Annotated in this window: 3 protein-coding genes; all 3 read left to right on the top strand. The window is 59.3% G+C overall.

Features of this window, described 5'->3' with window-relative positions; all coding sequences use genetic code 11:
* Nucleotides 1-234: 234 nt before the first annotated feature.
* From P3T17_RS27110 to P3T17_RS27120, 3 genes are read left to right on the top strand one after another with little or no spacing between them, the layout of a single operon-like run.
* Complete coding sequence (locus P3T17_RS27110) at nt 235-14472, top strand: LysM peptidoglycan-binding domain-containing protein (RefSeq protein WP_429409534.1); 14238 nt, start codon at nt 235-237, stop codon at nt 14470-14472.
* A complete protein-coding gene (locus tag P3T17_RS27115) occupies nt 14472-14828 on the top strand; it encodes a hypothetical protein (RefSeq protein ID WP_429409535.1) in 357 nt (118 codons plus the stop codon). Before P3T17_RS27110 ends, P3T17_RS27115 begins: the two co-directional genes overlap by 1 nt.
* Nucleotides 14821-15369, top strand: coding sequence for an RNA 2'-phosphotransferase (locus tag P3T17_RS27120; protein WP_429409536.1), 549 nt, complete (start codon nt 14821-14823; stop codon nt 15367-15369). Before P3T17_RS27115 ends, P3T17_RS27120 begins: the two co-directional genes overlap by 8 nt.
* The last annotated feature ends 11 nt before the right edge of the window (nt 15370-15380 follow it).

A 15380-nucleotide genomic window follows, 5' to 3' on the forward strand; every position in this document is an offset into this window, starting at 1 on the left:
TGTGCTTTTTTTAGCATAACAGTACACCTGGCCATTCGACAAGAACATCGGTTATTCACATTGACGACTCTATATGTGTAGGAATCCGATAGAAATGTAGGAGTTGTCGGATAAGTGTAAAGAATGGTCAACATCGCTAAACGAATCCGAAACAGACGTGGATAACTTGTTCGGGACGCGCGTGAAATGCTGGGCGCGCAACGCACATAACGGACAGAACCACGAGGAATCAAGATGGTAGCGATCGTCACTGGAAACGGTTTGGGCCTGCAGTCGTCGTCGGCGCTTGGGCTGGGTGAACGCGGGCGGATTGGTAACGCCGCGTTCGGACAGACGGGCGAGCAGATCTATGTCAACGCGGCGACCGGTAACCTGATGATCCAGGATCGCGACGAGTTGCTGCTCGGGCAGGGCGTCAACAGCGAGATTTATCGCGCGTATAACAGCCAGGGAAAGATAGTGGGCGACAACTGGCGCCCAGGTGGAATGCGCACGGTGGATGGGTTGACAGGGACGTTGAATGCGGCCGGCAGTACGGTGACACGTACGGACTGGGATGGGTCGGCGATCACGTATTTGTACGATGCGCAACGCAAGCTATACGTGGCAATGGCGGGCGTCGGAGCCAGTGCATCTACGGGGCTTGGATTCTCTCAAGTGAGCACAACCGGGGCGCGTGCCACCTTATCGTTTGACTCTTCAGCGAGTACGTGGAGCTGGCACGACGGCGGCAATCAGTTGACAGAGGTGTATGACGCTGGCCACGGTGGGCGACTGACGGCGAGCCGTGACCGCGATGGCAACACGGTCAGCTACAGGTATAACGCAAAAGGACTGCTTTCCAACGTCCTGACCGCAAGCGGCGATGTCACTTATCTGGACTACAACGGTACGGATCAGCTGAGCGCATTGCGCACGGTTTATCGCGACACAGGCAACCAGATAGTGAGCGCCACCACGGTGCTCTACGCGTATGACGCCCAAGGACGCCTATCACAGGTCATTGTCGACCTGAGTCCGGAGGACAACAGTATCTCGGACGGCCGCGTATTCACGACAACGTACACCTACGATGGTACCAGCACCCGGATAGCGTCGGTTTCGCAGTCGGACGGGTCGAAGGTGGCCTTCACGTATCAGCTTGTTGGGGCGGACTATCGTGTGTCGACTATCTCCCAGACCGGTGATGCGGGCGCGCTACGAGTGACGAAACTCACCTACAGCAGCGGTCAGACGACAGTGACCGATCCGTTGGGATATCAACAGGTACTGACCTATTCGCAGACGGGCCAGTTGCAATCTATCAAGTCGAGTAACCCGTACGAGTCGCAATCGTTCGGTTACGATGCGAACGGCAACATTTCCGTAATTCAGACTGGCGACGGTCACACTGTGTACTTTTCCTACGATGCGGCCGGCAACCTGGTCTTTCGGCAAGAGAAGAGCAGCAACGTCGTATGTACCTACGGCTCCAATAATGAATTGTTGACGGAGACCATCGAGTCGGGGTGGTCAGGGGTCTGGGAAACAATTACGACAAGGCGAGCCTACGATGCGGCGGGGCACCTGCGCTTTGTTGTCAGCGGCGAGGGGCGTGTAACGGAATTTCGTTATAACGCGGCGGGACAGCAGATATCGGAGATCGAGTACAGCGGAGTCATGTATGACGTTAGCCGGCTCGAGGACGATGCCAGCCTGAGCGAAGCGACGATGAACACTTGGCGAGCCGGACTGGCCGACCCGAGTCAGGCTGTACGGATCGATACGGCGTATGACTTCCGTGGCAACGTTGCTTCCGTGACCCGCTACGGCAAGCTCCTCGCCGATGGCACTGGGAATGCGCTGGCTGGCACTGGGGATCTCACCCAGATACGTTATGTGTATGACGCGTTCGGTCGACTGCTGCAGCGATATGTCGGGGAGCCCGGAAAGGAGAGCGTCGAGCAATTCACTTACGACGGTCTCGGGCGCCTATTGAGCGCAATCCGGTTCGACAGCACGCAGACACTTTACCAGTACGACGACACCCGCCATACGGTTTCCGTTACTTTCAATAACGGGCTTACCCGGACGTCTACGTACAACGGCGCAGGGGAACTGATCGCCGTAGCGGATGTTGCAGCGGGCCAGATCCTGTCCCGTACCCAGAGCTATTACGATTCTAGTGGCCGATTGCGGATGGTGACGGATGCCAACGGGCAGAAGACACACTACCTGTACAACGGCATCGGCAAATGCGTGGCTGAGATCGGCCCGGATGGAACACTCTCGGAGTACGTCTATACCGCTCCGTACAATCTCCAGAAATATACGATAACTTATGCAACGAGGCTGGGCGCGGAGCAGCTTGCCCAACTGCTCGATGCCAACGGACGTCCCGTTGAAAAGATAGGTAACGCAGCGCTTACACTCGACAACGCTGGTTTACGGCCGCGCGCCACAGCGGGCGATCGCAAGTCTTCCGTCGGATACTTGAACAATAACCTGATCAGTGAGACCGTCGGCGCAGACGGAACGGTCACCCGCTACACATATGACGGCACGGGTCGGGTTGTATCGAAGACTGTTTACGCAAATCGCATCGATATCAATGCCGCTTCCGGGACCAATAGTCTCGTGAAGGATGACGTCAACGATCGCACAACGCGCTACTTCTACGATCACGATGGACTGCTGCGCGGAGAGCTTGACCCGCAGGGTTATCTGACCGAATACCGCTATGACGCGGCCGGACAGCGAGTGGAGACGATTCGCTACGCCACGCCCACCAGTGGGGCGCTGCCCGATTGGGGCACAATCGCACAGGCAACGCCGGTGTCGAGTTCGCAGGACGTTCGTCAGAGCTATCTCTACGACGCTCGGGGAATGCTGCGCGCGGAAATCGACGGAGAAGGGTATCTGACTACCTACCAATACGACGCGTACGGCAATGTGTCGTTGCGCGAGCGTGGGCGGAAGATCGATGCAGCGCTGTTGCGCGCGCCACAGCAGGTGCCCATTACGTTTCAGGCGAAGGCGGGGTCGGCCGGCGGTGTCGGGACGATGCTTGAAGTGTGGATTGACGGCGTCAAGGCAGGCTCGATCCTGATTGGCTCGACGGCCTACGCCACGTATAGTCTGATCGCGTCAAACGTGGTGCCAGTGACAAACCACACCATCGAATTCCGTAGTTCCCTGAGCGCGCAGGTGTCGATCAAGGACGCCACCTTCGGCGCGCGTCCGATCGCCACTGCGGATGAAGCCGGCCGAACCGCTCAAGTGAGTGGTAGCCCCACGCTGACGGGGCTGAGCTTCACGCTTGATTCCGCGCAGACAGCACTCAGCTGGGCAAACTCGCCGGGGCAGCTGGAGCGGACCAGCTACGTCTACGACGCCATGGGGCGCCTGCTTGAACGTACGACCTGGTCTACCAGCGGCAATGCGACTACCCAATTTTCCTATGACGATCAGGGGCGTGTCACAACGAAGACTATCGGCAATGGCACGACCTCTTATCGTTATGACGCACAGGGGCGCCTGACGGGCCAGCTATCGGGGGAGGGCAGCCAGGCCTTGGCGGCGCTCGGCAAGAGTCCGATCCAGACGCAGATCGACGCAGTCTGGAAAGCGTGGAGCGTGCAGTACACGTACGATGCTGCCGGCCATCGCGCGTCGATGACCGACGCCAATGGCAACCGCACGCTTTATTACTACGACAATGCTGGGCGGCTCACGCAGGTGATCAATCCACTAGGTGAGATGGTCGAATCGCAGTACGACGCCTTTGGCGACGTGGCGCAGACAGTCGTTTATGCCACGCGGGTTGCTCCGGCGTTGTTGGCTACCCTGAGCGGCGGCCTGCTCACCGACAGCCTGAAGGCGCAGTTTGCTGCACTTGGCAACGATGGTCGGGCATCGCGTACCTCGTTCAGTTACAGTGCGACAGGTGCGCTCACGCAAACAACCGATGCTTCGGGGATGAAAACCCAGTTTGTGTACAACGCATTCGGCGAAGAGGTATCGACCACGCAGGATATTTCCGGGACCACCCAGGTCCGCAACACAACCGAGTACGACAAACTCGGCCATGCGATTCGCCGGACGATCGACGCGGGCGGTCTGAATCTGATTACGCGAGCGGTATACGACGCCTTTGGACGTCTCACCGAATCGGTCGATGCAAATGGCGTGCTGCGACGCCAGGACTACGATCGCAATGGCAATGTCGTGGTGCTCACGGACGGCACAGGCGCACGCTCCGTGATGACGTACGACGCATTCGCCAACGTGCTCACGCACACCGATGCAAACGGCAATAAGACGAGCTACGCTTATTCTCCATTCAACCGCGAGGTCATGGTCACCACCGCCGAGGGCATCACAACCAGTTCGTCATATAACGAGTCTGGACAAATGCTTACCCTGAAAGACGGAAGGGGCAACACGACGCGTTACGCGTATGACCGGGACGGCAACCTGATCAGTACGACCGACGCCACCGGTGCCGTGATCAGGCAAACTTACGATCACGGGGATCAGTTGATCGATACGGTCGACGCGCGCGGCACGCATACCGCCTACTCCTATGACGCTGCCGGCCGCGTCCTGACACGTACGGTCGATCCAGATGGCCTGAACCTGACCACAATCTACGCCTACGACGGCCGCGGTCATCTTGTGAAAACCGTCGATCCTTCCGGTGTCCTCACGGAAATTCAATACGACCTTAGCGGACATCAGATTTCGGTAACTACCGATCCCGCCGGGCTGAATCTGCGTACGACATTCAGTTACGACGGCGTGGGAAATGTGGTGAGCTTGACCGAGGGCTCGGGCAGCACTAACCCGCGCGTCACGCAGAATGTATATGACAAGGCGGGACGTCTGACGAGCACGACCGTCGATCCAGACGGGTTGAGGCTGACCACGCGTTATGCCTATGACGCCAGTGGCAATGTGATTTCGGTGACAGATGCGGCAAACGGCGTGACGCGCTACTTGTACGACGCAGAGGGGCGTCAGACCTGGTCGGTGGGGCCCACGGGCGCGGTGGTCAAGTACGTTTATGACGCTGCCGGCAGACTGGTTGCGCGGACGGCGTTCAGCGAGACGCTGCCGAATCTAGGCACGGCCTCGGAAGCAGCCATCGTCAGCCGGTTGCCAGTGCAACCGCTGCGTGACCAGACCACGCGCTATGTCTACGATGCGGATGGGCGCGTCCGATACGTCATCGACGCATTGAACCTGGTTACCGAACAGACCTATGACAGCAATGGGAATGTGGTTTCAGCCACGTCCTACGCTGCTCCCATCAATATCAGCAGCAATCCGTCGGTGTCCATGGTCGCGACTGCCCTCGTGTTGCTTCCCCATACCGCTGACCGCACGACGCGAATAGTCTACGACGCTGGCAACCGGCTAACGGCCAGCATCGACGCGGCCGGCTTTGTGACCAGCAACCGCTACGATGCTGGTGGCAATCTGACGAGTCGGACGGAGTACAAGACCGCGTATAGCGCGTCTGAAGTGCCGGACGATGCGGCGCTTCAGCGGTGGCTCGCGTCGCCCGGCATACAGGATAAGAGTGACCGCACGACAAACTGGATCTACGACATGGCGGGACGGTCGGTGTACACGATCGACCCCGAAGGTTTCGTGACGGAAAACCGTTACGATGCTGCAGGCCGTTTGTCGACAACACGGCGCTATGTCGCGGCCTACGAGTCAAGCCGCAGCTATACGCAGAGGCAAATGGCTGGGATCTTGCCGACGTGGGACTCTCTCGCAGCTGTGACCAGCAATTATGGTTATGACACGGCGGGTCGATTGATCAATACCGTTAACGCGGGAGGCATCGTCACCCGCTATGAACTGGATGCTTTGGGACGGGCAGTACTGACCAGCATCGCCGACGGTACGGCGGGACAGAGTGTGACACGGGCAGTATTCGATGCGGCGGGCCGCATGACCGAGCAGACGCGTGCTTACGGCACGGCGGTCGCGGCGACGTCACGTTATCGCTACGACGGTATGGGCCGACTTGTGGCGCAAACGGATCCGCGGGGCGTCGAAGCCGCCGAAGGTGACTCGGCGTGGGCGTTCGCCGAGCGCAAGGCGCGGGGTTTTACAGCTCCAAACGGTGATGGCCTGACGGCCTCCGGACTAACAGCGGATCAGCGTCGGGCGCTCAGCGCCGCATACACCACGACATACACGTATAACTCCCGGGGCGAGCTGCTGCAAACGGCGGATCCGCTTGGCTATGCCAAGACGACCACCTACGACGCCTTCGGCAACGCGGTCAAGGTGACGGATGCCAACGGTAACGCCGGTTATTTCTATTTCGACCAAGGGAATCGCAACGTATCGTACGTCGACCCAATGGGCGGCGTGACGCGAACCGAATACAGCCCATCCGGCAAGCCGGTCAAGATCACCCAATATGCTAATGCCTACGTCGGATCGCTGGATGAGTACACTGATCCAGCACGTATTACGCCGCCAGCGAATCCGGCCAAGGATGCGGTGACGACAATGCAGTATGATCGGCTGGACCGCCTGATCAAATCTGTAGACGCGGAGGGTTATAGCGAGTCGTGGATATATGACGGGTGGGGCAATTGCACGAGTCACGTGAACCGGGTGGGCGGCACTTACTCGTACACCTACGACCGACGCGGACTACTGCTATCCGAAACGCTACCCGTGACGTCGGCAGGCGCAGCCGTTGTCAACCGCTTCGAATACGATTCGCGGGGCAACCGTATCAGAACGATCGAGGCGGTGGGGCTGAAGGAGCAGCGACTCACTCAGTTCCAGTTTGACGCGCTCGACCGGCTGATAAAAAAGACCGGCGATGTGCTGACCGTCTACACGAATGGCACTTCGGGTTCTAACGGCTGGGCGACCGTGCAGCCTGTCGAAAGCTTCGAGTACGATGCACGGGGAAACCTGGTACGGCACACCGACGCGAACGGGAATACGACGTCCTGGTACTACGATCCAGCCGATCACAAGAGCGCTGAGGTGAGCGCGGCCGGTACGCTTTCCATGTGGGCCTACGATGGCGCTGGAAACCTGATGGTCCAGAGAGTGTATGGCGACATGGTTTCCGCGACCTTCGGCTCTACACCGCCTTCGGCCGCCGTGGTGACGAATGTCCGTGAAACGCGCTATGCGTATGACGCAAACAACCGGCTTGTGGAAACGCGTATTCCTGGCGTGAACACTGGGCGCCAGAATCCCACCACGGGTGCATGGGAATACGACCTTAGGGATCTGGTTACGCGCACGGAATACGACGCATCAGGTCAGCCCATCGTCACGGTGGATGGCTACGACAACAAAACATACTGCTATTACGATCGGCTTGGCAGACGAATCCTGCAGATAGACGCCGAAGGGTATGCCACCGCGTGGAAATACGATGCGATGGGCAATGTTACCGAGGAGCGGTGCTTCGCACAACGGTCGGCGGGCGCGTTTGATCCGAAGGCCCAGGCCGCAACGCTCGTCGCCGCCTGGCCAGTCGGTGCGGACGACCGCATCACGCAGTTCACGTGGGACCGCAACGGTCGCATGACCAGCGACTCCCGTTTGAATGTCTTTTACGCCACAGTGGATGGCAATGGCCGTCTGATCGAACGCCAAGGTTCTGCGGTCAACCATTACAGTTATGACGGTGAAGGGCACCTGCTGCAGCGCATCGATGCCAACGGAAGCCAGTACAACTGGAGCTACGATCTCGTTGGCCGGAAGACAGGCGAGTTGTTGCCTTCTTTCGCCGACTATCTGGGCCGAACCGTGCGCGCCAGCACGAGCTACGAATACGACGGTCTGAACAACCTGCTGCGCGAAACCCAGCGCAGTGCTTCGGGCATCGCCCAGAATGACCTGGTGACGGCTTACGTGTATGGAACGGGCGGCCGCCTTGCCAGCAAGACGAATGCGAATAATGTCACCACCACATTCGCGTACGACAGCGCTGGCAATATGACGCTCGTAAACTACACGCGCGGGGACGCAGACGGCCGCACATATCAGGAAGCGAATTATATAAGTTACGACGCCGCCAATCGGCAGTTCGAACGCTGGAGCGCGTCCAACCAGACGGGGAACGTGGACAGGAGCGGCCAGCCAGTCTGGGAAAACTCCCCGACAACGCGTACCGTATATAACGCGTATGGGGAGATCGTCGCGCAAGGCGTCTACGCTGGGGGTTTCTATTCGATCAATACGCTCGCGTACTACGCCGATTATGACAAGGCTGGGCGTGCCGTTAAAAGCAACTTCGATCGCGGCATCGCGCACGCCTATGTATATGACGCGAATGGCAACGCGACATTGCAGATGGAGTCGCAGACTCTCGATATGCGGTCGCTGACGATCGATCAGATCTACTCAAGCAAGCAGATCGCGCAGACATTTACCGTCTATGACAAGCGCAATCAAGTCATTGACATCATCCAGCCCGACATGACAGGCTCAAGCAGTGTGATGGGCTTCGAGGGCACTCGCATCGGGTTGGCGCTGCAAAGCGGCGACGTACCGGTATTCATTGGCGGTGGGTTGATTGCTGGATTGTCGGCATCCGGCGATCCGGTGCCCCCGGTCAGTAGTGGAAGTCCGCGCCTCGTCGGGACTGCGCAGGTTACGTCCTTTGTCGAGCTGGAAGTGAATTCGCGGGCGCCTTATGGCGGGCTCGGCTCTCCCGGATTAGCCAGCATCTCGCTGCCAAGTAGCGAACTCTTTGCGCTATACGGGGAATACGACGCTTATGTCACGTTCGACTACGTGGCAAGCAATGTCAATGTGTTGGCCGTCGCGATGGACAATAGTCTGTCACCTGCTGCCTCGTCAGGCAGGCTTGCGGAAGCCAATTCGACAGATAACCCCGCGTACGTCGATGCGAGTAGGGTCCGGTTTCAGCTTGAGACGATTGCCGGGAGAGATGGCACGGTCACGTACACAACAACAGTCCATATCCGAAAAAAGAGTACCGGTCAGGAGGTTCTTGTCACGACCGTGCAGGACACGGTAGCCGTGTCGCGTAACACGGCCCCGTACACACAGTTGGAGTCAATTAAACAAAGCGCTCCGCTTGACAAGTCCGGTTGGTTACAGCTTGCTACAGGCAATCTGACAGAAGCGGCCACTACCGCGCTGTATTACCGCCCATGGGGTGCGACCTCGGCCGCCATACCGATCACGGTTTCCCAGTGGCCGGACGGCGGATCATACGGGGCCGATCTTTCATGGATGGCCAACGGCAAGTACGAGATGCTGTTCGTCGCTACCAGCGCGACAGGCACCGTGATGCGGCGCGATTCGTTCCTCCTGGATGTACCCGGCAACGCCTCGGCAAAACCCCTCGCTGTAAACGGAAGCACGCTTAATGCCAGCCAGATCGGGACGATTGTCTTGCAGCAGGGCGGCGTCGATTTCTACAGCTTACGAACAGCGGGTGGTCTTATCGCCCAAGCCGCGGCTCTGCAATATCGACCGAAGGGTTCGACGGGCGTCTATACGAACGTACAGTTGACCTCGCTCGGCTCGACCGGAAGTTTCCGTTGGGACACGCGCGCAATCGCGCGGGCGGACTATGATGTGCTGGTAACGTTGACAGATGTGGGGGGTAACTCGTGCCTCGTCGAGGGGACCGCATATCTCGCGTCCGGCTCGAATGTTTCGCTGAGCTATACGAGCGCCGATAAGTCGAAGTCGATCACGATAGAGAATCTGCCTAAATCGACTTCCTACCTGCGCATCAACTATCAGAGCCAATCCGGCGCGTGGGTTTCACGGTCAGTCTGGGTACCTACGCCCGGCATCATTCCATGGGAGGAGTTACCGGCCGAATGGTGCAATTCACTCAACGTAAGTCACGCGTGGCCGGTCAGGATCGAGGCTATCGGGCGCGATGGTGGGCTTGTCTACGAAGGCACCGGCACGATTACGCTTGGACCCGGCGGACAGGGCATGGTGGCGTTGCACGCGACTCAAACGTCGTATCAGTTGGCATTCGATCCTGGCAATCTCGCGAACGCCAATTTCATGAATCTCAACTACCGGGTGAAGGGCAGCAACGACGCCTTCCGTCAGGTCTCCGGATTTCTTGAGGACCAACCTACGTCGACACTGTATCGCTCTCGCGGCGACGGCACCACGCAGTGGCACTGGGACGCGTTCGGCCTGCTGGATCCGAATTTGGAGTATGAGTACTTCTATGACATCTACGACAACAATCCCACGAACTATAGCGCCAGGTTGCTGACCCGTGTCGAAGGCAGCTTCAGGCCACAGGATCCGGCGAGCGCGAGTCAGTTGCTGTGGAAAATCGACAGCCTGGGCAACTTCGCTCTGACCATTCATCGTCAGCAGACACGCAATGCCTTTGGCGAGGTCGATACGGAAACGGATGGCCTGGGCAATCTCACTCGCCTCGCGTATGACACGCTGGGGCATCTGATCGACAAGAAAGACCCGCTGACGACCATCACGCTCGCGAACGGCTTCCAGACGAGAATTACGCCGGAGACGCGTTACTTCTTTGATCTCACGGGCAATGCGGTGGGCGTGCGTGACGCGAACGGCATCCTTGCCACGCAGACCTGGAACTATGGTCTGGCGCAAGCGTCGATCGCGCAGACATGGCAAGGCATACGCGCGGACGGCTACGCCGAAGGCGGCACGCACACATACTCTTACGACGAGTTCGGCAACCAGCGGGTGCAGATCGAACAGGTAGACGGCAACACATGGCGGCGTACGGACTACACGTATGACCGGATGGGGCAGCTCACGCGTATCGATCGACCGGTGCTGGCGAATGGCCAGCGCAGCTCGGAGACGTATGAGTACGACGGCCTTGGCCAGAGGATCGCGCACGTCAATGCACTGGGATTGCGGGACCGGACGTATTACGACTATCAGGGTCGGGTGATCGGGACGACCAGCGCGCAGGGCCGTACCACGTCGTACACATACGAAACGGTGCAGGCCTACATGAAACCCATGGGCTGGCGGGTGACCACTCGTGACGCGAACGGCCGCACGCTGGTCGACGAAAGCGACGGTTACGGCCGCATGGTGCAACACACGGACCTGGGCGGACGGGTGTTTCTGTACACGTACAATAACGCGGGACTGGTGTTGAGCCAGTGGTCGAGCAATGGTCAGCGAGTCAGCTTCGAATACTACGCGAACGGCTTGGTAAGCCGGATGCTGGACACAGCCATGCGCACTGACGCGCGCTACGAGTATGACCGGAACGGCAATCGAACATTTGAGGGCTACACGGCGCAGGGCGGCCAGTATGCGTTCCAGCAGTCGAGGGTGACGTACGATGAACTGAATCGTGTGGTACTCATCGTCGACCCACATTACACGATCCAGTACGAGTACGACGCGCTGGGCAACCGCATCCATATGAAGTCCACGTACAACGATGGTTTGACGGGCGCGAAGGCGGTCCAGGACTATTGGTATTCGTACGACGCGATGAACCGCTTCACGGTCACGATGGGCCAGCTGAAGAATGGCCAGCGCGGCTCGAATGCTAACGACGCGTCTGCGTATGTAGTGGCGGGCAGCAGCGGAGACGGGGTGCAGGTGGCCTACGATCTGGCGGGCCAGCGTCGCCAGGCGGTGTATGCGTACGATGGCCACAAGGAAGACTACGCGTACGACGCAAACGGCCTGCTTACCGACACGAAGATCGACAACGTGCTGCGCGCACGGCGCACGAACGACACGGCGGGCCGGGTCACGAAGTACGAGGAGTGGGATGCCACCGGGCGCACGCAGACAAAGAGCCAGACGCGCACGTGGGATGGAGACAACCAGCTGCTCGATGAGCGCAACAATCTGGACGGCACCGGGGTACGCTACGAGTATCTGGCCGACGGCACGCTCGCGGCCACGCAGAGCTACGGTGAGGCGACCACGCTGCGCACGACGTACAGCTATGAGTGGTGGGACAGCGCCAAACAGAGCGACGTTCGGGTCCAGGCTTCGAACCAACAGGTAGCCAGCTGGGCACCGGGCCTTTCGCACTTCGAATACGATGTGAACGGGCACATCAGGAAGGTGGTCGACGCGTCCGCAAGCCGGACGTTCACGTACTGGACCGATGCGGATGGCCAGGTACTGCAGCGTGATGAGCTGGGCAACTACAACACGTCGCGTGCATCGCACAGCTACTTCTACTTCGGTGGTCATCGGGTCGGTAATGTGGGCAACGACGGTGTGGACCGTATCGACTATGCGCGAGAGATGGCCACGCAGCCCGTAAACACGGGAGATCGGGATGATCGGTGGAAGCGCTTTGTGCCGACCAACTCGGCGGATTTCGACGAGAACTACCAGCCAATCAACAGCCTGTATCCGGCAGCGGCGCCAGGGCGGTGCACGGTGCGCGGAGGCGACACGTTCCAGAGTCTGGCAGCGGCATACTACGGAGACGCGACACTCTGGTACGTGATCGCGGACGCGAACGGTCTGAAGGGAGCGGACACGCTGGTGGCAGGGATGGTGCTGACGATCCCGAACAAGGTGGAGAACATCCACAACACGTATGCGACATTCAAGCCATACGACGCAGGCAAGGCCATCGGCGATACGCGTCCGACGGTGCCGCAGGCGCCACCGCCGCCGATGGTAATAGGGGGTTCGGTCAGCGGTGCCGGCAGTCAGGGCGGTTGCGGAGGGATGTCGTCGATCATTGAGGTGGTGGTGGCGGTGGTGGCCTCGGTGGTGACGATGGGTGCGCTGGCGCCGGTCACGGCGATGGGGATGGTGGGTGCGGGTGCGGCGGCCGGAGGGATGGGTGCGGCGATGGGCTCGCGGAATCCGGATGGGCCGCAGTTGAAGGATGTGGCGCTGGGGGCGATGGGTGGGGCGGTGTCGGGCGGGTTCTCCGCTTCGGGTATGGGCAATTCACTGGCCGGGGCGATGAGCGGGCTGGGTGAGACGGGTAGCCAGGTCGGTGCTCAAGCGGTGATGGGGGCTGGGCGTTCGGCGTTGACCCAGGGCCTGGGTGTTGTTACGGGGCTTCAGCATGGGTTTGACTGGAAGGGGGTGGCGGCGGGTGCAATTGCGTCGGGTGCGGGATATGGTGTTGGCCAGACGGCGGTGGGTAAAATACCGGTGGTGGGTGGAGTTGCGTCGGGAGTTGCGGCGGGCGCGGCGAGTACGTTAGCTCGGGGTGGGAGTCTTGGGCGCAATGTTGGGGCGATCACCATGGATGCGGTGGCCAGCACCATCGGCAATATGGTGGTGGATCGCGTCGCGACTGCGTCGACCAGTACGCTGTACGGGCCGGTTGGCAGTGTTGACGATATGGTCAGGCAGGCCGCGCAGGCGTACGGGGGCGACGCAGGCACACAGTTCGAACAGCAGGCGAACTGGAACCTGTCATTGCAGGCGGGCCTTCGGGAGCAGGCGTTCGTAGGCGGCCTGCAGGATCAGTTTGGTCAGATGGCCAACGATGCGCTGGCGGCTTCTCGTGCGCAGGATCAGGCCTTGAAGCAGCAACTCGGCGCGCAGTTTGCGGGTCAGGCAAATACGTCGCTGGCCGCCCAGCGTGCGGAGCACGCAGCGGCGGCCGCGCGGCTGAATACGGCGGGTCTGGACCTGGGCCGCGGTCCGAATAACTGGTCGGACGATGCGCTGGCCATTGACCTTGGGCATCGTGGGGGCAACTGGACCGACGGGAATACGAGTTCGTCATTCCTGGATGGCGCAAAGAGCCTGGCGAAGTGGGCGGATCGACCGATTGGATGGCTCGAAAACGTCCGTGATACAGCTCAGCGCGGCAATGCCTTTATGGTCGAGGGGCTGGATGCAGTCGGTTTGCATGGTCTGGCGGAAGGCTACGGTGCATGGGGCGACGCCACCGGATCATCCTTGCCGACGCGACCGTGGGAGATTGCGCTGAGCGCGCCTCTATTGAAGGGCGCGGCTGGGCCCCTGCTGGAGCGCGGGGCTGCGATGTTCGGGCCGCAGATTGACGGTATGCTTGGACGCGTGGTGCCGGGGCTTCGGCTGCCGGTGGTTGAGGGCGGAGGCATAGCGCCGGGCAATGGACTTGGCTTGGTCGAACTGGACCCAAGTACGATACGTTTTACACAAACGACGGTGAAACAGCAGGGGGCGACGCTTCCCAAGCTCATTGAAAGTATGCAGAAAAATGGCTTCGTCGTTGAATCGGATAGGCTTATTGATGTAGTCCGAATGCCGGATGGCCAGCTTACGTCTCTCGACAATACGCGAATCTTGGCGGCGCAGCGCGCCGGTGTAAATATCCAGGCTCGGGTATTTGACTACTCTGCCTCACTGCCAAATGATCTGGATTATGTTTCGCGCTTCGTCGGCCGTAATGGTGAAGTGCCGAAGACCTATGGCGATGCGATAATGAATCGAATCAGCAACCAAAGCTCGGTGTTCCGAAATCTTTACCCATCCGGCTCGCCTTACACTGGAACTAGATACTGATGAATATTGATTTGCTTAGTACTGAAGAAATCCCGCCGTGGTTCTCGTATCCGAAGGACTTCCTGTGTGCTCTTCAGTCGGGTCTGCGTGACGTCGGGGCGTGGCAAATTCTGGACGGGAAATGGTTGCGTGTCAGGCATGAGGGATTAAAAAAGCGATTTCCTGATCGAGATCTGGTGCCGTTTGCACGCCGTCTGGATTGTGATGATGTTGCTTGTTGGGACAGTAAGTCTTCGCCGTCTGTAGAGGTGGTGCATGATTTCAGCGCACCAGGTTGGGAGGAGCGGGATAGCTACCCATCGTTCCAGGCTTGGTTATTGGCCGCGCAAGAAGAGTCGGAGGGATACGATGACTGATCGAAAGGACTTTAGAGCGATCAGCCGACTTGCTTCTCACGCGCTTCGTCATGAGCCTTGGCTCTATGAGCTTGAACTTGAAGACGAGGGTTGGGTGCCGGTCGACGAATTGCTGTCGGCACTACGGGCAGAAAGGCCGGAGTGGCCGCCACTGACGGAGTCAGACCTTGCTGAGATGATTTCGTGTTCGGACAAGAAGCGGCACGAATTGCGAGATGGCAAGATTCGCGCGCTCTACGGCCATTCGGTGCCCGGGAAACTGCTAAAACAGCCGGCCGAGCCGCCAACTATCCTGTATCACGGCACATCGCCGGCAACGGTTGAACGGGTCAAAGCGGATGGACTGAGACCAATGGCGCGCCAGTATGTCCACCTCTCCGTAGACAAGGCCACAGCTACCCAGGTGGGGCACCGTAAATCGAAGACACCTGTCCTGCTGGAAGTGAATGCCGCACAGGCTTATGAGGCTGGCATTGCCTTTTATCGTGGAAACGATCAGGTATGGCTGGCCGACTTCATTCTTGGTGCGTTCATCAAATGAATAAGAGCGCA

Origin of the sequence: Paraburkholderia sp. GAS82 (assembly GCF_050436285.1) — a bacterium.
In the GTDB taxonomy this organism is placed as follows: Bacteria; Pseudomonadota; Gammaproteobacteria; order Burkholderiales; family Burkholderiaceae; genus Paraburkholderia; species Paraburkholderia phenazinium_B.

Excerpts from the sequence above, each read along its gene's own strand:
- P3T17_RS27115 (WP_429409535.1), top strand. The coding sequence starts at position 14,472 with ATGAATATTGATTTGCTTAGTACTGAAGAAATCCCGCCGTGGTTCTCG.
- P3T17_RS27110 (WP_429409534.1), top strand. The coding sequence starts at position 235 with ATGGTAGCGATCGTCACTGGAAACGGTTTGGGCCTGCAGTCGTCGTCG.
- P3T17_RS27120 (WP_429409536.1), top strand. The coding sequence starts at position 14,821 with ATGACTGATCGAAAGGACTTTAGAGCGATCAGCCGACTTGCTTCTCAC.